This is a genomic window from Acinetobacter sp. C32I (assembly GCF_023702715.1).
Classification (GTDB): domain Bacteria; phylum Pseudomonadota; class Gammaproteobacteria; order Pseudomonadales; family Moraxellaceae; genus Acinetobacter.
On the sequence record NZ_CP098480.1, the window covers coordinates 3692852 to 3710313 of the forward strand.

The window sequence follows — 17462 nt, forward strand, 5'->3', positions numbered from 1 at the left end:
CTTCTGCTAAGATGAACAACTGACAGAAATTTCAGGCACATCGCTTGGCAATGGTGCTGTATCTGCTTCCGTTTCTAAATCAGTTTGTTTTTGATAAGGTTGATTCAGCAGCTTAAATAAACGCTCAACTTCACTAAAATCACCACGCTCCGCAAGTTCAATCGCTTTCTGCGCCATATGATTGCGTAGAATATACTGTGGATTGACCTGCAGCATGATCTCATCCAAGGCATCAGTATCTTGATGTTGTCGGATATTTTGATAGCGGGTTAGGAAGTCATCAAACTGTTGTATATGGATACAATCATCTCTTAGGGCCTTGTAATCGTGTTGCTGTAAACGAAGAAAGCTTTGGGTGTAGTCCAATTGCTCAGTTTGCAGGATTCCAAGAAAGGCAAAACTACAATCCAGACTGTCCTTATGAAAATCGGGGAGGCCCATTTTCTGACATAAGCCTTGCCCATAATGTGCTAAGAAGGTCGGTTCAAATTTTTCCAAACATGCTGCTAGATCGAGTTTGAATTGTTCCTTATTTTCTGCGCTCGCCAACGGAATTAAATTATTCAGCCACGTCCAAAGATTCCAATGGCCAATACTCGGTTGGTTTTGATAGGTATAACGACCTTGGTAATCGGAATGGTTGTTAATCCAATTCGGACGGAAACGCTCCATAAAACCGTATGGACCAAAATCTAGGGTTGAACCAGTGATATTTAAATTGTCGGTATTCATCACCCCATGCGCAAAACCGACCAATTGCCATTTAGCAATCATGATCGCGGTTCGCTCAATCACAGCTTCGGCGAAAGCCAGAATTGGATTTTCAGCTTTCAGGCATTCAGGATAATGCCATTCAATACATTTCTGGGTGAATTCAGCCAAAAGCTCAGGAGCATATTGATTGATCCATTCAAAGTGACCCAAACGAATATGGCATTCGGAAGTGCGTAATAGCATTGCACCCAGCTCTAGGGTTTCGCGCTGTACGCCTTGTGTTGACGTGGTAAAACCAACCGCATGACTTGATGCAACACCAAGGGCATTTAATGCATGACCGGCTAAATATTCACGAATCACTGAACGTAGGACTGCACGACCATCACCCATACGCGAGTAAGGGGTAGAGCCAGCACCTTTGAGGTGTAGATCAATCGTTTCACCTTGCTGATTCAAGATTTGACCGATCAACAAACCGCGGCCATCTCCTAACTGTCCAGCCCATTGTCCAAACTGATGCCCTGCATAAACCATAGCGAGTGGTGGGAATTCAGCAAAGGTTTTTTGTCCACTACAGATTTCTACCCAGTTGGCTTTATCTTCTTCGCTCCATTGTAATTCATTAGCCAATGCTTCATTAAAATGACCTGCTTTGGCACCGCGCAATGGACTTGGCTGCTGTTGGTGATAGAGCTTGGGATTGAGGGAAGCATAGCGGGGATTGAATTGCATAACTGAAACATCAGAGAGAGCTGAATCATGACTATAGCAAATATCAATGTGAAATGGGGAGTCGTTAGGAGAAAGGAATGGTAGATGAACAGGCATAAAAAATGGCCTCTCTTGAGACCATTTTTTAGTTATCGATCGTTTATTCAGAAACTGGCGCTTTTTTAATATTACGCATCAAGGTTTCTAAACATTCACGATGGTGACTCAAGCGATGCTCAAGCAATTGGAAATCAACTTTCAATTTGTGATCCATCTGATGAATTTTCTCAGCCATCGCTGCTTTCTTTGCTTGAAGCTCTTGTTCTTTTAGCTTGGCCCAATCATTTAAAGTATGGGTGAAAGCTTCATATTCTTGTGCGATACGTTGTTTTATTTGCACGATGTCAGTATTCACATCATGACCATAAATCGCCAAGTCACGTTCCGCATATTTGAACTTCATCGCAAGCTCTGCTTTTTTGATATTAAAGCTTGGAATACGACGTAAGTTTTTTGCTAAACCAAGTTTAGAGCTGGTCCAAATCAACCATTTGGTTGGGTCATATTGCCACCATTTCACCCCGTTACGGTAATCGTATTGGAAAATGTGGTGGTAGTTATGATAACCCTCACCCCAAGTGAAAATAGCCAACACGAAGTTGTCACGTGCCGTGTTCTCGTCAGTATAAGGACGTTTGCCCCACATGTGACATAGTGAGTTGATAAAGAAGGTCACGTGATGGCTAATGATCAAACGCAATAAACCACCCAGTAAAATTACACCCCAGATATCGCCGGTTGCCCAACCAATCAAGCCTAATACGCCAACGTGAACTGCGATGACCATTGGGACATAGTATTTGTGTTGGAACATCACCAATTTGTCATTCATCAAATCAGGTGCATTTTTAAAATCTGGTTTAGATGGAGAATGATCGCGGATCATCCAGCCAAGATGCGCATACCAAAAGCCACGTTTGATTGAATACGGGTCTTCATCAACATCATCAACATGACGGTGATGGGTACGGTGGCCTGAAGCCCAGAACAAAATACTGTTTTGAACTGCGAATGTACCGCCAATCATCAATAAAATTTTAAGTGGTAAGGCTGCCTCATAAGCACGATGTGCCCAAAGACGGTGATAACCTGCGGTAATTCCTAGGCTACTCAGTGCTAATAGGAAGAATAAACTGACCCATGCACTTACACTAAAATCATAATAATAGGCGTATAAAGGAATTAAAATGGCAGCAACAATTGGTGTTCCAATTAAGGTAATGCTAGCAGTCCAGTTAATGGGTGCTTTTTTGAGTGGGGCGGAAGTCATATCCGTCAGCGCTCCTAAAAACCTTGTTTGTACAAGATAATAAAACTAAACGAGATAGCAAAACCAATCATGACGATATATTGCTATTTTATCGCCGATATTAGCATGTCCAAATCAATTAGCACTAGCATTATTCTACAGTTGTATCGGAAGAACAGTAACAGAATTCATTTGTAAGATTGATCAATGAATTAAAAGGTGAAATAAATCAATGTCTGAGCAAATTACCGTGAAAAATCCTATTTTTTCTTTGAAGGCATTTTTTAACAAAACTTTAATATTATCGGCTGGTATCCTGCTCGCAGCGTGCCAAAGCCAACCAACGCCCACACAAAAAAACACCTTACAACCCAAGCGAGTAACGCAAGCGCCGGCGATGCAAGTGCGTAAAAGCACCGATGGGGTTCAGGATGTTGAATGGCAGATTACTTCGATTCAAGGCAAGCGTGCGTTGTTCTTTAATCAATATCCAAGCTTCTCGCTCAATTCTTTTTCAAAAATGGTGGCGGGGCATACGGGCTGTAATCAGATTTATGGTCGCTATAAATATGACTTTGCTCAAGGCAAGCTAGATTTTGATGTGATGGCGCAGCATCAAAGTTGTGATAAAGCTTTAGCGCAAGAAGCGGATTTGATGGATGCGATTCAACGTGTTGAACGTTTTCAGTTGGATGGTACCAACTTATATTTATTGGACGCCAAAGGGCAGCGTTTGATTCAAGCGCACCGAAAAAGATAAGCAAAAAGGCGGAATGCGTTCCGCCTTTTTATAATTTTAAGTGTTGTAGCATGGTACTGGGTACATCAGTGATCAAACCTTGAATGCCCAATTGCTGAAGATGCTTGGCGCGCTCGACTTCATTCACTGTCCAGACACTGATTTCAAGATTGGCCTGTTGGGTACGTTGAATAATCTCATCTGTTGCTAAGGCGTCTCCCCAACCAATTTGACAACAGCCATATTGCTGGGCCAGTTCAATGGCATATTCCCCAATGGGGATTTCCACCAACAACCCACGTTTAAATGAGCTTTGTTGTTGCTGTAATGCCGCTAAAATTTTGACATCAAAACTGGTAATGGTTGCGCTCTTCTCAAAACCTTTTAAATCTTGTTGTAACTGCAGAATTAGACGTTCAGCTGCAGTTTCGTCTGCAACCGCTTTAATCTCAACTTCAATATGCTCAAAGTCAGTGAGACAGTCTAAAACATGTGACAGGCTCGGCGTGTATTCTTCAAAGGCCCATGCTTGCCATTGATGGCGGTGATCGAATTGCTGGGCTTCAATTAAGCTACTGCTTTCGACTTGTTGTGAACGACCCGCAGTACGTACAAAATCATCATCATGAATCACCACCAAGTGGTCATCTTTCAGTTGGCGCACATCAAATTCAACGGCACGTACACCTAAATCATGCAGATAGCGGAATCCACCTAAGGTGTTTTCAGGCGCTTCGCCACGCGCACCACGATGACCAATAATTCGCATCTTTATCTACCCAACAAATGATTATGCTTGATCGATACTGTCATTAATATTTTTTTGCCACAGCACTTCGTTACCACCTTCAGCACGTTGTAAGGCACGTGAAGCAACGAATAACCAGTCCGATAAGCGATTGAGTAATTGTAATGCGGTTGCCTGAATATTTTGGTCACGATTGTGTACAGACAATAAAGCACGTTCGGCACGACGGCACACTGCACGGGCCTGATGTGCATAACTACAAGCTAGAGTGCCTGATGGCAAAATGAAGTCTTTTAACATTGGCAGTGATTCATTCATGTGATCGATTTCTTTTTCCAGAAATTCAATGCACACAGGCTGCAGTAAATGATAGTTTGGAATACACACTTCACCCCCTAAATCGAATAACCAATGCTGAATCAGGCTTAAGCTTTTGTCCCAATGCACTTTATTTTCAATTTTGCTGGCGCTGATTTGTGCGCGAAGCACGCCAATAGTGGCATTCAGTTCATCGACATCACCGAGTGCAGCAATACGTAAATCATCTTTGGCAACGCGCGAACCATCCCCTAGGCCAGTTGTACCTGAGTCGCCTGTACGGGTATAGATTTTACTTAAACGATGTCCCATAGTTCTGTTTCTCTGATCCTGAAAATAAAAAGGGGATAATGTCGGTCAGAACATTACCCCGAAACTGGAGTTAAGAAAATATTTTTTATTATTTTATCACGCGATTAATAACGGAATGTGACACCTGCAGAGGCTTGACGTCCACCGTTGATGTAGTACACGCCGTTACCGTTATAAGCAGTTTTATAATTTACATCACCAATATTCTCAATGTTTGCAAAGAGTTTGATCATTGGGATAGGTTGCCAATACACATTTACATTCGTGGTGACATAGCCAGGGGTAGTTGTTGGTGTTGTTGATGGCCAATCTGCAAAATCTTTTGAATTCGATTTCGCAACAACAGAAGCTGAAACACCATATTCTCCATCATCCCATCCCGTTGTAAGGGTTAGGCTTTGACGTGGGCGACGATTTAGATCTTTTTTGGTTTCATCATCTTTTGCTTGTACATAAGCATAAGTTGTACTTAAAAAGAGTTCATCTTGCTGCCATTTAAATGAAGCTTCGCCACCAGTAAAAGTTGCTTTATTAACATTGATCAACTTACCTGCTTGAAAACTAATGAGGTTATCCACTTTATTGCGATAAATAGATAAGCCTAAGTCGATGTTGTAATTTAACTTTTGATCTACACCGATTTCATAAGAAAAGCTTTCTTCTGGTTTTAAATCAGGATTTGCACCCCAGGATAAGGCATATAAGTCATTGGTCGTTGGTGCACGGAAGGCAGAACCTACATTGGCATATACACTTGTAAGAGGTAATACTTGGTAGCGAATAGCCCCTTGGCCAACGGTATGAGTACCAAACTTATCATTATCTTCAACACGAATACCCACTTGGGTGTCTAAGCCATTGTGCTGATATTGGTGTTGAGCAAAATAACCAATCGTATCTACGGATTCTTTATATTTGACGTCTTGTCCGCCGTATAGATTTTTTGAGTAGACATCACCTTTAATATCTTTAAAGGTTGAACCAACTAAAATATTTTGGGCAGGCGTTATTTGCCATTTTGTATAAAGTTCAGCTTCCTGAGTTGTACTATGCACGTAATCTGAAGAAGTATTTTGATCAATATTATCTTTATATTGTGAAAGACGGGCATGCACTGCAAGGTTATCTAAAACATTGAGGCGACCTTTTACATTGATAGCTTCGTTTTTAAAGTCTTGAGAAACTAAGTTACCGTAATTGTCGTAATCGCTATAACCTTGGTTCTCGCTATAGTCAACCGAAGCTGCATATTGCGCTTTATCAATGCCAACTTTCGCACTATAGCCTTTTTGATCAAAGCTTGCTTTTTTATTATCTTTTGCATCAGTAACAGGCGTACCATCTGTTTCTAAACGTTGCCCACGAATTTGAGCATAAAAACCATTTTCAGCCAAATCTGCACCAATAACAGATTTATAGGTTTTATTCTCACCAATTTCGCCTGTTACAAAAGCTGATGTTTTTTCAGGTGTTTTGGAAATCAGTTGCACCACACCGCCAATTGCATCAGCACCATATAAGACAGAGGCTGGGCCTTTGAGAACTTCGATCTGTTTAATATCTGTGGTATCAATAAATGGGAGTGATGCTGCACCAGAGGTATTTGAATTTAGACGAACACCATCTCTTAAAAGCAATGTGTGATTCGAATTTGTACCACGTAAAAAAATGGAAGCAGCTTGCCCATAGCCACCAGTTTGTACCATATTGATTGAAGCATCAGTTTGTAATAACTGGGGTAACGAAGCGATTGGTGATTGTTCTAGAATCTTAGGTTCAATAATATTGATTCGCGCAGGAACTTCACTGATTTTTTGTTCAGTACGGGATGCTGTCACAACAATCGTATCTAGCGTCGCAGTTTTATCGCTTGATTGATCTTGAGCAAAAGCAGGTGAAGAAAACCCCATCGCAATAGCGATAGCACCAACTAAACGAGTCGGTTGAAAAACAGTAGACATGATGTCGCTCCAGACATTCACCCGTCGTGAATGATAATGTGGAAATAAACAACAAGCAGGTCTCCGGACTTCACTATAATCATCAATTAAATGATATTACTCATCATCTTCCCACATCATACCGATGCAGTGATTTGGCTTTGTGCTGAGATGAGTGATTCGGTGTTACCGTTGCGAGGGCAGTGTTGGAATTTCACCAACTTCCCTATAAGCAAAAGAATTTGCTTTAGACTTGTTGCAAGATTACGTAAAGTATAAAGTGTTAACGTTTTTTAAACAATTGCATTTGCGAATGAACTTTGCCCAAAGTGGGTCAAATTGCATTACAATGCCAGAGTTTCAAAAATATTCAGTTTTAATTGGACAGCTCATGCGCCAAAGCCAAATGCGAACCCGCGCCAAGATTTGTGGAATTACCCGAGCACAAGATATCCAAGCCGTTGTCCAAGCCGGGGCAGATGCGATTGGTTTTGTATTTTTTCCACCCAGTCCACGTCATGTCAGTATCGAGCAAGCCCAGACCTTGGCAAAGCTGGTACCACCTTATGTGCAATTGGTCGGCTTATTTGTAAATGCCAGTGCTGAACACATACAAACGGTGCTTGATTCCGTTGCTTTGGATGTATTACAACTACATGGCGATGAAACGCCAGAACAATGCCAATTGATTGCAGCACACTGTAAACGCCGTTGGTATAAGGCCATTCAAGTCAAACCTGATTTAGATGTTGTGGCTGAAATCCAGCGTTATCAAGCAGCGGGAGCCAGTGCGGTCTTGCTTGATGCATGGCATCCTGAACTGAAAGGCGGCACAGGGCACAGTTTTGACTGGACCCAATTCCCACAACTTGAAATTCCACTTATCTTGGCAGGTGGCTTGACCCCTGAAAATGTCAGTGAAGCTATTGATACTACAGCAGCATTTGCTGTAGATGTCAGCGGAGGCGTCGAGTCCGCAAAAGGTATAAAAGACCAACAACTGATTGAAAAATTTATGCAAGGAGTCCAACGTGGATCAGCAAAGCCTTAGTCAAAAAAATCAAGTGATTGACTACACCCAGTTTCCAGATGCGCAAGGGCATTTCGGTATCCATGGTGGACGTTTTGTATCAGAAACGCTGATGGCTGCACTTGAAGACCTCGAAAGTCTTTATGGTCGTATGAAGAATGATGCACAGTTTCTAGCAGAGTTTGACCGTGATCTTGCGTTCTATGTTGGTCGTCCTAGTCCACTTTATTATGCTGAGCGATGGTCTCAGCACCTCGGCGGTGCGCAAATTTACCTGAAACGTGAAGATCTGAATCACACGGGTTCACACAAAGTGAATAACACCATTGGTCAGGCTTTATTGGCAAAACTGTCGGGGAAAAAGCGCATTATCGCGGAAACAGGTGCAGGTCAACACGGTGTGGCGACGGCAACGATTGCAGCACGCTTAGGTATGGAATGTGTGGTGTACATGGGCGCTGAAGACGTGAAGCGTCAGGCCATGAATGTCTATCGTATGCGTTTGTTGGGCGCAACAGTGGTACCCGTGCAAAGTGGTTCAAAAACATTGAAAGATGCCATGAACGAAGCGATGCGTGATTGGGTGACCAATGTGGATAGTACCTATTATGTGATTGGTACGGTGGCTGGTCCGCATCCATATCCACAGCTTGTTCGTGATTTCCAGTCGATTATTGGTCGCGAAGCACGTCGTCAAATTCAAGAACAAGCAGGACGTTTACCTGATGCTCTTGTGGCTTGTGTAGGTGGTGGTTCAAACGCGATGGGCTTGTTCTATCCATTCCTGAATGATCAAGATGTGAAAATGTATGGTGTTGAAGCTGCAGGTTATGGCATCGAAACAGGTAAACACTCTGCGCCATTAAATGCAGGCCATGTCGGTGTGTTACATGGTAACCGTACTTATTTAATGTCGGATGAACAAGGTCAGATTATTGAAACACATAGTATTTCAGCGGGTCTGGACTATCCAGGTGTTGGTCCTGAGCATAGTTTCTTAAAAGACATGAACCGTGTGGAATATGTGCCAATCAATGATGGTGAAGCATTACAGGGTTTTCGTGATCTCACTCAAATCGAAGGGATTATTCCTGCACTTGAAAGCTCACATGCGATGGCTTATGTCACTAAACTCGCGCCAACCATGTCGAAAGATCAAATCATTATTGCAACTGTTTCAGGTCGTGGCGATAAAGACTTAATGACGGTTGCGCGTATTGATGGCGTTGAAATGGTCGAGATGTAAGTGTTTACAATGCCAAGTTTGTTTATGGTGATGTTGGGTGGCCGACATGCAAAAGCCAATACTGAAGTGCATGATGTGGTGATGGGCATAGGTGAGTCATTGTCTGAAGTCATCCCTCAGCTCAAACAGACTTGGTTTGGTGAATCGAAAGGCTTACATATCGATGCTTGGGCACAGATTTCAGGTGTTCAATCACAAGGCGTGAATTATCAAATTCAGTTTTCCGACGCAGCACCGTCGGCTTTGGATGAAAAATTATATTTGATTAATCTAGGTGGATATTCACTTAACGCTTTTGGTGAATTACATAGCTATCATTTAATGGTTGCGTCTGATGCCGTGACCGCAAAACAGTTAGGTAAACAATTTATCGAACAAGATTGGCATAAACCGCATACCGATCGTGTGGTGGATGTGGATGATTGCATCCCAATTGATCATGTTGCGGGGCGTTATATTCATTTAGTTCAAGGTGAGTTTAATCCTACAGTTTGGGAAAATACTTATCTGACTTTGGATTAATCAGTAGTAAATATGAAAACAGGGAAGCAATTGCTTCCCTGTTTTTTTATTGCGAATGTAGTTAAGGAAGTACTTTGATTCGATCTGTTTTAGGTGCCGTCAGTAGAGAATGCTGCGCCACATATTTTTCTAAGGCGTCGATATCTTGTCCGCCACCGACTGGATTTTTACCTTCTTTTAATACCGTGAAGTTATCACCACCATCAGCAAGGAAACTGTTGACCGTCACACGATAAACCTTACTATCATTCAGCGCTTGTCCTGCAACCAAGATATTGCTGGCGCGTGGTGAAGTCGAGTTGTCTTTCTTATATGAATAACTGAACTCTTTGGATGGCTGTAAGATACGAACTGTGGCTGCGTTTGCACCTGACCATTGCTGTTCTAACACATCACGAATCTGTTTGCCTGTTAGGCTTAGCGTCACAATTGAATTGCCGAATGGCTGAACGGTAAATACATCACCAAAGGTGATCTGATTACTGCTATTTACCAACAAATCAGCACGGACACCACCAGGATTCATCAAGGTAAAGTCAGAACCTTGATTACTTGCTGTTAGTGCCATGGCTTGTTGTGCATCAGCGATTAAGTTTCCGAGTGGACTTTCACCACTTTCGGTGGCATTACGATTAATCACACCATTGGCTGTACCGACCACACGGGCTGAAATGGTGGTGACGGCCTGACGATATTTATCCAGAATCGCCTCAATGCTTGGGGTTTTATTAAATTTTTCGTATAGATCCGTCAAGTTCACTGTGGTTGAGCCAGAGCTATAAGCTTCACTTTGAATCGGAACTTGTTTGGCATCCTTCTTAATCACATCACCTGTTTTGCCATCCAGTTCTAACTGAATATTGGTAATGGCTGTGCCGTATTGGCCCGCAGAAGTAAGTAAGAACGGTTTTTGTGGATTCTTAGTGGCATAGTCACAGATATAAGATTGATGCGTGTGGCCAGAAACCACTACATCGACCGCAGGATCTAAACGATCGAGGATACCGAGCAATGGACCGCTGAGGCCATCACAAGTTTTCTTATTAAATTTAGTACTTGGTGCCACACCTTCATGCACCACCACCACAATCGCTTCAATGCCTTGTTTTTTTAACTCAGGAATCAAGGCATTGACCGTATCTGCTTCGTCATGGAAATCGACATCTTTGATGCCCGCCGCGGATACGATGCTTGGTGTCGCTTTTAGGGTCATGCCAATAAAGGCCACTGGGATGCCACCATAGGTTTTGACTTTATAAGCAGGGAATAGGGTTTTCTTTGGATCAGCCTTCATTGAAACATTGGCAGCCAAGAAATTGAACTTGGCCCCCTCAAATTTTGGGTTGATCTGGCAGGGTTTGGCACTGGTATATTGCTGACAGCCACCATTTTGCAAACGACGTAGTTCATCTGTCCCGCGGTCAAACTCATGATTACCAACGGCATTGAAATCAATCTGAATATCATTCATGGCTTCAATAGTGGGTTCGTCCAAGAACAACGATGATGTGAGTGGTGAAGCACTAATCAAGTCGCCTGCTGAAACGACTGCATTGTTTGGATATTGCGCACGTAGCTTTTTGATAGCATCGGCAAAATAACTGACTCCACCAACAGGAATACGTACGGTTTTACTGTTATCAGTTGGATTATCTGCTTCAATAAAACGTTTCGGTGGCTCTAGATTGCCGTGAAAGTCATTGAATGCAAGGATGTTGATATTCTGATTTTTGCGTTCAACGGTTGGTGTTTGGTTATTATCGTCATTGTCATTACAAGCTGTTAAGGCCAGTATCATGAGACAGAGTACGTTTGCTTTTAATAGTCGTTGAGTCGTCATGGTTTTTGATCGAGTGGTATAAGATTGTTTTTTAAAATAAAACTTCTGTATGAATATTTGATGAAATAGTGAGCTAGAAAAGTCCATTTGTAGCTTGGATTTATTGGGTGAAACGAGATTTAAATCGCACTTTTTTATATAAAAATAGTAGTAAATTTGATCACTTACAGTCTATTATGGACGTAGCTGCGACCTAGCAATCATGGAATATAAAATGGATTTGATACAAGCCAATGGTCAACCGCGTTATGGACGTTTTGAGCAAGTCCCTTCGCGGATTAATCTGAATGACTATATTTATAAAACGCCTTATGGACAGGTATTAACAGGCTGGCGCAAACAACTTAAATATAAAAAATTTAAATTCTGTGGCTTGCAGCATGAGCATTACAGTATTGGGGTCGCGATTGTTGATTTATCCTGGGCAGGTCATGGTTTTTTCTATGTCTATGATCATCAGTCTAAAAAAGTGATTGAGTGGAATGCGATTCAACCACTAGCATTAAAAACACAACTCGATGAACAGCCCTTATTTAGCCAAAGTTCATTTAAAAAATCAGCCTATCAATTTGATATGCAGCATGCCAACGGGGTGCGCTATATTCAAGTGACCAAACATGGTGAAGTACAACTGAAAGCCCGAATTTTTTGTGCGGGCACGGATGCCTTAAGTTTGTGTAGCCCGACGGGGATTAATGGCTGGACCTATACCCAGAAGCAAACCACATTGGCGGTTGAGGGATTCTTTATCAGCCCAGATCGACAACAGATTGAATTTAATGCCCATAGTCTTGCTGCATTAGATGATACCTGTGGCTTTTTGCGCCCTGAAACGGCTTGGTTCTGGTTATCTTGCCAGTTCCGTGATGCACAGGACCGTCGTATTGGGTTGAATCTTGCATCGGGAGTCAATGAAAGTTTTGGCAATGAAAATGCCTTATGGGTAAATGGTCGTTTGTATCCACTGACGGATGTTTTATTTGAACAGCAAAATGAAACAACGTGGTCGATTCGTTCATTGGGCGGATGTTTAAACTTGGTGGTGGAAACAGGCTGGTGTCGTTTTGAAAATATTAATTTGCGTTTGATCGGCAGCCAGTTCAATCAATGGCAGGCCAAAGTCAGTGGCACCATTGCACATGAGCAGGTTGAAGTGGTGTCATTAGATAATGAATATGGTCTTTTAGAACAGCATTATGCGAAGTGGTAGTCATGCCGAATTGAATGGTTTTAGCCATAATGGCGTGAGTGGGTTTTTATCATAAGGTGATTTTGTATGGAGTCTCTTTTGGTTCATATAAAATCGTTATTTAATTGAGGATGATTAAATCTAATAATATGATTTTTAAAATATTTGATGTTTTGAATCAACGTGGCTCAATCGCACAACAACGGACATTGCATATTCAATTTTCAAATTCAGCTTTAAGCACTCTGTTTTTCTTACGGCCTAAGATTGTCGTACTCACATTTTTATTTCTATTCGGGTGTTCTCATGAAAATAAGGATGTCTTTTTGACAAAAGAAATGCCAGCAGCAAAAGTTGGAAGTCCTTATTACACAGAAATAAAGATGAAGGAATATGGTGTAATTGAAGATACTTTTGTTGTGGCGTCAAATATTGATCAAAACAGTGGTTTGATTGTTTCATCAGGTCAAGGGGAAAAACCGTTTGCTCCGCATGCTTTGACGAAGATTGAGGGCACACCCACGAAGTCTGGTATTTATAAGATCAATATTTCTGGGACAGTCAGGGATGGATTAAAAGATTTTAATCAGGATTTTGTTTTAAAAGTTGAGGAGTAATCGTTGATCCTCTTTGAATTTTTATGAAATAACAGTTTTTTATAAATCATAAAATATAGGTGCTGATGAGTGTGGCGTTAACAAGCCATTTTCTACCTCAAGGTATACCTACATTGCCATCGAGGATATTCTCGCTGTTATCGTTAATATTGCTGATAAGTTTTTCGTTGAATATCGCTTAAACACATGTGTACTTTCCTGCAGATTAAGTGAAGAAAGTACACCGTAATTAAAGGCTTACTGATGTGGAATACTAGATATTCTGCTTGTAGGCAATCTTTGTTCGCACATTGAATTAAGAGCAATACCGAAATAAGCTGAACTCGTTGCAATATTGCCCTTGGTTATAAACCTGCTTGCCAGAATGCCTCACCTGCTGCAATTGGGTCATTGGTCTTAGCCAAAGTATCAATCCAGACATCATACTGGCGAATAACAGGATGTTGATTTGGATGGAAATCTTTTTTAAACCAGTCGCTATATTGCGCTTTTTTCGCGGTTAAAATACCGTTACGACCAAAGAACCACGGTAAACCTTTACGTGCCATATCAAAACGTTGTCTTAAGTTAAAACCATCGGTTTTAAGCATGACATCAGTACGATACAGGGTGAAGCCAAACATCATAACCGTAGTGAACACCAAGGCAAAGCGACGGGTTGCTTCAGGCACTTCACCGACTTCACGCATCACATCAAAAGCCACATCACGATGTTCCATTTCTTCAATCGCATGCCAAGCAAAAAGTGCACGTACAAAAGGATCTGCTTCTGCCAGGGTTGCTTTTTTACTATAGAAGGTATCGGCCATTAGCGCAGTTAAATGCTCGGCTGCTGCGGTCATGGCAATGTTGTATTGTGGAGAGCGATTCTTGAGTTCAAAGCGAAAGATTTTCTTTAAACGCGTGGTGAACTGATCTACAGGCATGCCTTGATCTTTCATGACTTGGTTCATTTTGTCATGGGCAATGCCATGTTGTGCTTCCTGACGAATAAAATCAGCAACACGTTCCTGCAAGTCTGGATCATCAATTTTGTCACGGAATAAACGGACACATTCAATAAAGTAGCGCTCGCCATCAGGGAAGGTGAGGCTTAAAGCATCAAACATACGAGTACGGAACGGATCACCCCCAAACCAGAAGCGTGGCGCTTGGTCGAGGTGGAAGTCCAGTTTGGTTCTGACAACAGGATCAACTTGATAGGAAACATGTGCATTCATCTTGACTATTCCTTGTTTTTCTTCATGCACTCAGTATGGAAAAAGTCCGATGAAATGTTTTGACAGTTACAGCCAAGTTTTATACAAATAACGACAGCTCAGGATGAGATTGACCCATGTCAGTTAAAATAATCATTGGATATTTGCGTTTGTTTAATCGTGTTTTACAACAGGAACAAATTGATTTGTCTAAAGTTGTTGCACCTGAACTTTGGCAAGCCTTTCAAGCCTGTCTGGAAAACCCCGATGAGCGTGACTTTGATGTCGAGCGCTATGCCTTGTTGTTACAGGCTGCTCAAGCACACTTTACTCGTCCGATTACATTGGTATTGGCCGAGCATGCCAATCTACAAGATTTGGGTTTGATGGGCTATTTAGCATCGACCAGTATTGATCTACAACAGGCACTGCAATTATTACAACGTTATTATTCGTTGGTGTTTAAACAAACCAATTTAGAACAACTCGATGTACAGCAGTTTTCTGAATATATCCAAATTGTTTGGAGTGCATCCTATAGCGATTATCGGGAAATGTATGAACTCAATCTGGCCTTAATCTTTAAAATTGCGCAATCGATTGTGCAAGACGCTTTAGTACCACCGCAGATGATCCAATTTGGCTATGCACCGCATACCGCGCTTTATCATTTTGAAAAGTTTTATGGTTGTCCGATTCAGATTCAGCAAGGGCAGTATGCCATCCGCTTTTCCAATCAAATTTTAAAGGCAAAAAGCATTGCCGCAGACCAGCAACTGAACCAAGTCTTATCCACTCAAGCGCAGCATTCATTGAATAGCGTGAGTTCTTTTGAAATCCAACAGCAGCAATTTCGCCAAAAGTTACATGGCTTTATCGAGCATGGTTTATTGCAGCAGGAAGAGGTGTTGCAAAGTTATGTGGCAAAGCGTCTGCATTGTTCGGAACGAACGCTACAACGTCAGCTCAAAGCCCATGAACTGAATTTTCAGAATGTGCTAGATCAGTATCGTTTGGAGCAGAGCAAGCTGTATTTGCAGCAAGGTAAGTCTTTTTCTGAAATTGCGGAGCGACTAAATTATGCCGATCAGAGTGCGTTTGGGCGGGCGTTTAAGCGTTGGACAGGAGTTACTCCAAAACAGTTTTTAAAGTCTCTTTAGATTTTATGGCTAACCAACTTTTAATAAATGGGTTTGGCTACTGTAACTTAATTTATGAATTATCGGGCCATTTTAATATCTTCTTTACTTTTCACGGATGAAAAGTAACAAAAATCCTTTGTTGGACTGACGGTACATCCTTGTTACCGCAGTCCAACGGGCGACATCCATGTCGCCTGCCACGATAGTAGACTGTCGCTTAAATTAAAGAATTATTAAAAATGTAAGAGTCGTTGCTATATTCAATGATTAATCCAAATTTTTTAGCGCAGTTTTAAACGTGGATAATTAAAGGCAATTGCAAGGACTGCGCAAATTGCAAGGATCCAGCAATAATAAATATTGCCAATCAATTCGACTGGAGAGAGTTTGGCAATCGAACAGGCCAACAGTAATTGTGCGCCGTAGGGGATAATCCCTTGCACCACACACGAGAAAATATCAAGCAAAGCCGCACTGCGTTTAGGATCAACCCCATATTCTCTGGCCACTTCACGTGCCATATCACCTGATAAAATAATTGCCACGGTGTTATTGGCGACAAAGAGATTCGAGAATACCACTAGGAAACTAATCCCTAATTCACCAGCACGTTGTTTACCGAATTTAAATAGGCGGGTAATGGCGTAGATACGTTGAATCAGCCACTGTAAACCACCTTCTTTTTGCATCAAGGTTGATAATCCACCCAACAACATGGAAAGTAATGCCACCTCAAACATGCCGACAAAGCCATCATAAATTGCGCTATTTAACTTGAGTAAGTCAAAGTCTGGTTTCTCAATCAGTCCCATCAGCCCAGATAGAATTACCCCGATCATCAGCACTGCCAAGACATGCAGACGGGTAAAAGCAAGGAAAAACACAGCCAGATAAGGCAGAATCAACCAGAGATCATAAGGGGTTGATTGAATTGCTTCGGCCTCGTGACTCATTGAAATGTAGACCAATAAGGTAATAATGGCTGCAGGGAGTGCAATCCAGACATTGACTCTAAATTTATCTCTGAGTTCGACATTCTGGCTACGGGTTGCAGCAATGGTGGTGTCTGAGATCATAGATAGATTGTCGCCAAACATGGCACCACCGACTACGGCACCTATGGCATAGACAGGTGCAATATCCGTGGCTTGGGCAAAACCAAAAGCAATTGGGGCACAGGCGGCAATGGTGCCCATTGATGTTCCCATTGCCGTTGCAATAAACGCGGCAATGATAAACAGCATGGGTAAGACAAATTCTGGTGAAATAAGTGAAAGCCCCAACTGTACCGTCGCATCGACGCTGCCAATGGCACTGGAGACACTGGCAAAAGCGCCTGCCAGCATAAAAACCATAAACATCAGAATCAGATTGGGATGACTGGCGCCTTGCAAAAACTCTTCGATTGCTGCATTCAGCTTTTGTTTATATAGCAGTAAAGCCAGAATGACTGCGGGAATCGCAGCAACAGGTGCTTTGACTTGATAGAAGGCAAATTCTGTCCCGATCATTGAATGATAGAGACCACTCCCGAGAAAGATGATCAAAAATACCAATAGCGGTAGCAAAGCAAGGGCATTGCTTTGTACTTTTTCCTGAGAGTGGGCAGACATAAAAATAAAAAGAAAACTTAAAAATTGCGGCTAGTATAAAGGAGCTTGGCTGATTTCTAAAATGCTATGCGATAAGCCCAAAATTAGGAAGCTTTGATCATTGAGAAAAAACTCAAAATATAGATAAATGTAGCAGGGCTGTTGTAAGTAGCAAGATTCACTGTCGCAATCACGCCAAACTCTGTTCAATGAGCAAAAAATAGCGTTACAATGCAGTGTTTTTGTATGACTACAAACAACTCCTTAATTTATATAAATCAGGAAAGCATA

Annotated in this window: 15 protein-coding genes and 1 riboswitch; of the genes, 7 read left to right on the forward strand and 8 right to left on the reverse strand. The window is 41.8% G+C overall.

Annotated elements, in window-relative coordinates:
- Window positions 1-6: 6 nt before the first annotated feature.
- Entirely contained in the window at window positions 7-1449 is a 1443-nt protein-coding gene (locus NDN13_RS17660; protein WP_251116378.1) for a protein adenylyltransferase SelO, read from the reverse strand.
- A 139-nt stretch (window positions 1450-1588) separates the two neighbouring features.
- Window positions 1589-2758 (reverse strand): acyl-CoA desaturase, encoded by a 1170-nt coding sequence (locus NDN13_RS17665; protein ID WP_251116379.1) that lies wholly within the window; start codon window positions 2756-2758, stop codon window positions 1589-1591.
- A 211-nt stretch (window positions 2759-2969) separates the two neighbouring features.
- Between NDN13_RS17665 and NDN13_RS17670 the strand changes: the two genes are divergently transcribed.
- Window positions 2970-3497: an META domain-containing protein gene (locus tag NDN13_RS17670; protein WP_251116380.1), complete on the forward strand. Its 528-nt coding sequence runs from the start codon at window positions 2970-2972 to the stop codon at window positions 3495-3497.
- A gap of 28 nt (window positions 3498-3525) precedes the next feature.
- On the opposite strand, the gene NDN13_RS17675 is transcribed toward NDN13_RS17670, so the two are convergent.
- The 3 genes from NDN13_RS17675 to NDN13_RS17685 all read right to left on the reverse strand — a co-directional run bounded on the left by NDN13_RS17675 (window position 3526) and on the right by NDN13_RS17685 (window position 6815).
- The gene (locus NDN13_RS17675) at window positions 3526-4245 is read right to left on the reverse strand and encodes a glycerophosphodiester phosphodiesterase (RefSeq protein WP_251116381.1); all 720 of its coding nucleotides are present in this window, start codon (window positions 4243-4245) and stop codon (window positions 3526-3528) included.
- A 21-nt stretch (window positions 4246-4266) separates the two neighbouring features.
- Window positions 4267-4854, reverse strand: coding sequence for a cob(I)yrinic acid a,c-diamide adenosyltransferase (locus tag NDN13_RS17680; RefSeq protein ID WP_251116382.1), 588 nt, complete (start codon window positions 4852-4854; stop codon window positions 4267-4269).
- A 104-nt stretch (window positions 4855-4958) separates the two neighbouring features.
- On the reverse strand, window positions 4959-6815 hold the full coding sequence (locus NDN13_RS17685) for a TonB-dependent receptor plug domain-containing protein (RefSeq protein WP_251116383.1): 1857 nt from the start codon (window positions 6813-6815) through the stop codon (window positions 4959-4961).
- A gap of 37 nt (window positions 6816-6852) precedes the next feature.
- Window positions 6853-7066: riboswitch (cobalamin riboswitch) on the reverse strand.
- A gap of 119 nt (window positions 7067-7185) precedes the next feature.
- On the opposite strand from NDN13_RS17685, the gene NDN13_RS17690 reads away from it, so the two are divergent.
- Genes NDN13_RS17690 through NDN13_RS17700 form a run of 3 tightly spaced genes read left to right on the forward strand, consistent with a single transcriptional unit; the run spans window position 7186 to window position 9592 of the window.
- A complete protein-coding gene (locus NDN13_RS17690) occupies window positions 7186-7845 on the forward strand; it encodes a phosphoribosylanthranilate isomerase (protein WP_251116384.1) in 660 nt (219 codons plus the stop codon).
- Window positions 7826-9070, forward strand: coding sequence for a tryptophan synthase subunit beta (gene trpB, locus NDN13_RS17695; RefSeq protein WP_251116385.1), 1245 nt, complete (start codon window positions 7826-7828; stop codon window positions 9068-9070). Before NDN13_RS17690 ends, trpB begins: the two co-directional genes overlap by 20 nt.
- Window positions 9071-9079: 9 nt before the next feature.
- Window positions 9080-9592, forward strand: coding sequence for a DUF1543 domain-containing protein (locus NDN13_RS17700; protein ID WP_251116386.1), 513 nt, complete (start codon window positions 9080-9082; stop codon window positions 9590-9592).
- 61 nt (window positions 9593-9653) lie between these two features.
- Here the strand turns inward: NDN13_RS17700 and NDN13_RS17705 are convergent, their stop codons facing one another.
- Window positions 9654-11432, reverse strand: coding sequence for a bifunctional metallophosphatase/5'-nucleotidase (locus tag NDN13_RS17705; RefSeq protein WP_502799547.1), 1779 nt, complete (start codon window positions 11430-11432; stop codon window positions 9654-9656).
- Window positions 11433-11646: 214 nt separating this feature from the next.
- Between NDN13_RS17705 and NDN13_RS17710 the strand changes: the two genes are divergently transcribed.
- Both NDN13_RS17710 and NDN13_RS17715 read left to right on the forward strand, forming a co-directional pair.
- Window positions 11647-12642 carry a DUF2804 domain-containing protein gene (locus tag NDN13_RS17710; protein ID WP_251116387.1) on the forward strand — a complete coding sequence of 332 codons (996 nt, stop codon included), beginning with the start codon at window positions 11647-11649 and terminating at the stop codon, window positions 12640-12642.
- 110 nt (window positions 12643-12752) lie between these two features.
- Window positions 12753-13238, forward strand: coding sequence for a hypothetical protein (locus tag NDN13_RS17715; RefSeq protein ID WP_251116388.1), 486 nt, complete (start codon window positions 12753-12755; stop codon window positions 13236-13238).
- A gap of 344 nt (window positions 13239-13582) precedes the next feature.
- Here the strand turns inward: NDN13_RS17715 and NDN13_RS17720 are convergent, their stop codons facing one another.
- On the reverse strand, window positions 13583-14458 hold the full coding sequence (locus tag NDN13_RS17720; protein ID WP_251116389.1) for a metal-dependent hydrolase: 876 nt from the start codon (window positions 14456-14458) through the stop codon (window positions 13583-13585).
- Between the two features lie 116 nt (window positions 14459-14574).
- On the opposite strand from NDN13_RS17720, the gene NDN13_RS17725 reads away from it, so the two are divergent.
- The gene (locus tag NDN13_RS17725; RefSeq protein WP_251116390.1) at window positions 14575-15597 is read left to right on the forward strand and encodes an AraC family transcriptional regulator; all 1023 of its coding nucleotides are present in this window, start codon (window positions 14575-14577) and stop codon (window positions 15595-15597) included.
- Between the two features lie 263 nt (window positions 15598-15860).
- On the opposite strand, the gene NDN13_RS17730 is transcribed toward NDN13_RS17725, so the two are convergent.
- Complete coding sequence (locus tag NDN13_RS17730) at window positions 15861-17192, reverse strand: Na+/H+ antiporter NhaC family protein (protein WP_251116391.1); 1332 nt, start codon at window positions 17190-17192, stop codon at window positions 15861-15863.
- Window positions 17193-17462 lie beyond the last annotated feature (270 nt).

What these genes read in the sequence shown, in the direction of transcription:
- NDN13_RS17725 (WP_251116390.1), top strand. Translation starts at nt 14,575, where the DNA reads ATGTCAGTTAAAATAATCATTGGATATTTGCGTTTGTTTAATCGTGTT.
- NDN13_RS17680 (WP_251116382.1), bottom strand. Translation starts at nt 4,854, where the DNA reads ATGGGACATCGTTTAAGTAAAATCTATACCCGTACAGGCGACTCAGGT.
- NDN13_RS17685 (WP_251116383.1), bottom strand. Translation starts at nt 6,815, where the DNA reads ATGTCTACTGTTTTTCAACCGACTCGTTTAGTTGGTGCTATCGCTATT.
- NDN13_RS17690 (WP_251116384.1), top strand. Translation starts at nt 7,186, where the DNA reads ATGCGCCAAAGCCAAATGCGAACCCGCGCCAAGATTTGTGGAATTACC.
- NDN13_RS17705 (WP_502799547.1), bottom strand. Translation starts at nt 11,432, where the DNA reads ATGACGACTCAACGACTATTAAAAGCAAACGTACTCTGTCTCATGATA.
- NDN13_RS17700 (WP_251116386.1), top strand. Translation starts at nt 9,080, where the DNA reads ATGCCAAGTTTGTTTATGGTGATGTTGGGTGGCCGACATGCAAAAGCC.
- NDN13_RS17660 (WP_251116378.1), bottom strand. Translation starts at nt 1,449, where the DNA reads ATGCAATTCAATCCCCGCTATGCTTCCCTCAATCCCAAGCTCTATCAC.
- NDN13_RS17710 (WP_251116387.1), top strand. Translation starts at nt 11,647, where the DNA reads ATGGATTTGATACAAGCCAATGGTCAACCGCGTTATGGACGTTTTGAG.
- NDN13_RS17665 (WP_251116379.1), bottom strand. Translation starts at nt 2,758, where the DNA reads ATGACTTCCGCCCCACTCAAAAAAGCACCCATTAACTGGACTGCTAGC.
- NDN13_RS17720 (WP_251116389.1), bottom strand. Translation starts at nt 14,458, where the DNA reads ATGAATGCACATGTTTCCTATCAAGTTGATCCTGTTGTCAGAACCAAA.
- NDN13_RS17675 (WP_251116381.1), bottom strand. Translation starts at nt 4,245, where the DNA reads ATGCGAATTATTGGTCATCGTGGTGCGCGTGGCGAAGCGCCTGAAAAC.
- NDN13_RS17670 (WP_251116380.1), top strand. Translation starts at nt 2,970, where the DNA reads ATGTCTGAGCAAATTACCGTGAAAAATCCTATTTTTTCTTTGAAGGCA.
- NDN13_RS17715 (WP_251116388.1), top strand. Translation starts at nt 12,753, where the DNA reads ATGATTAAATCTAATAATATGATTTTTAAAATATTTGATGTTTTGAAT.
- NDN13_RS17730 (WP_251116391.1), bottom strand. Translation starts at nt 17,192, where the DNA reads ATGTCTGCCCACTCTCAGGAAAAAGTACAAAGCAATGCCCTTGCTTTG.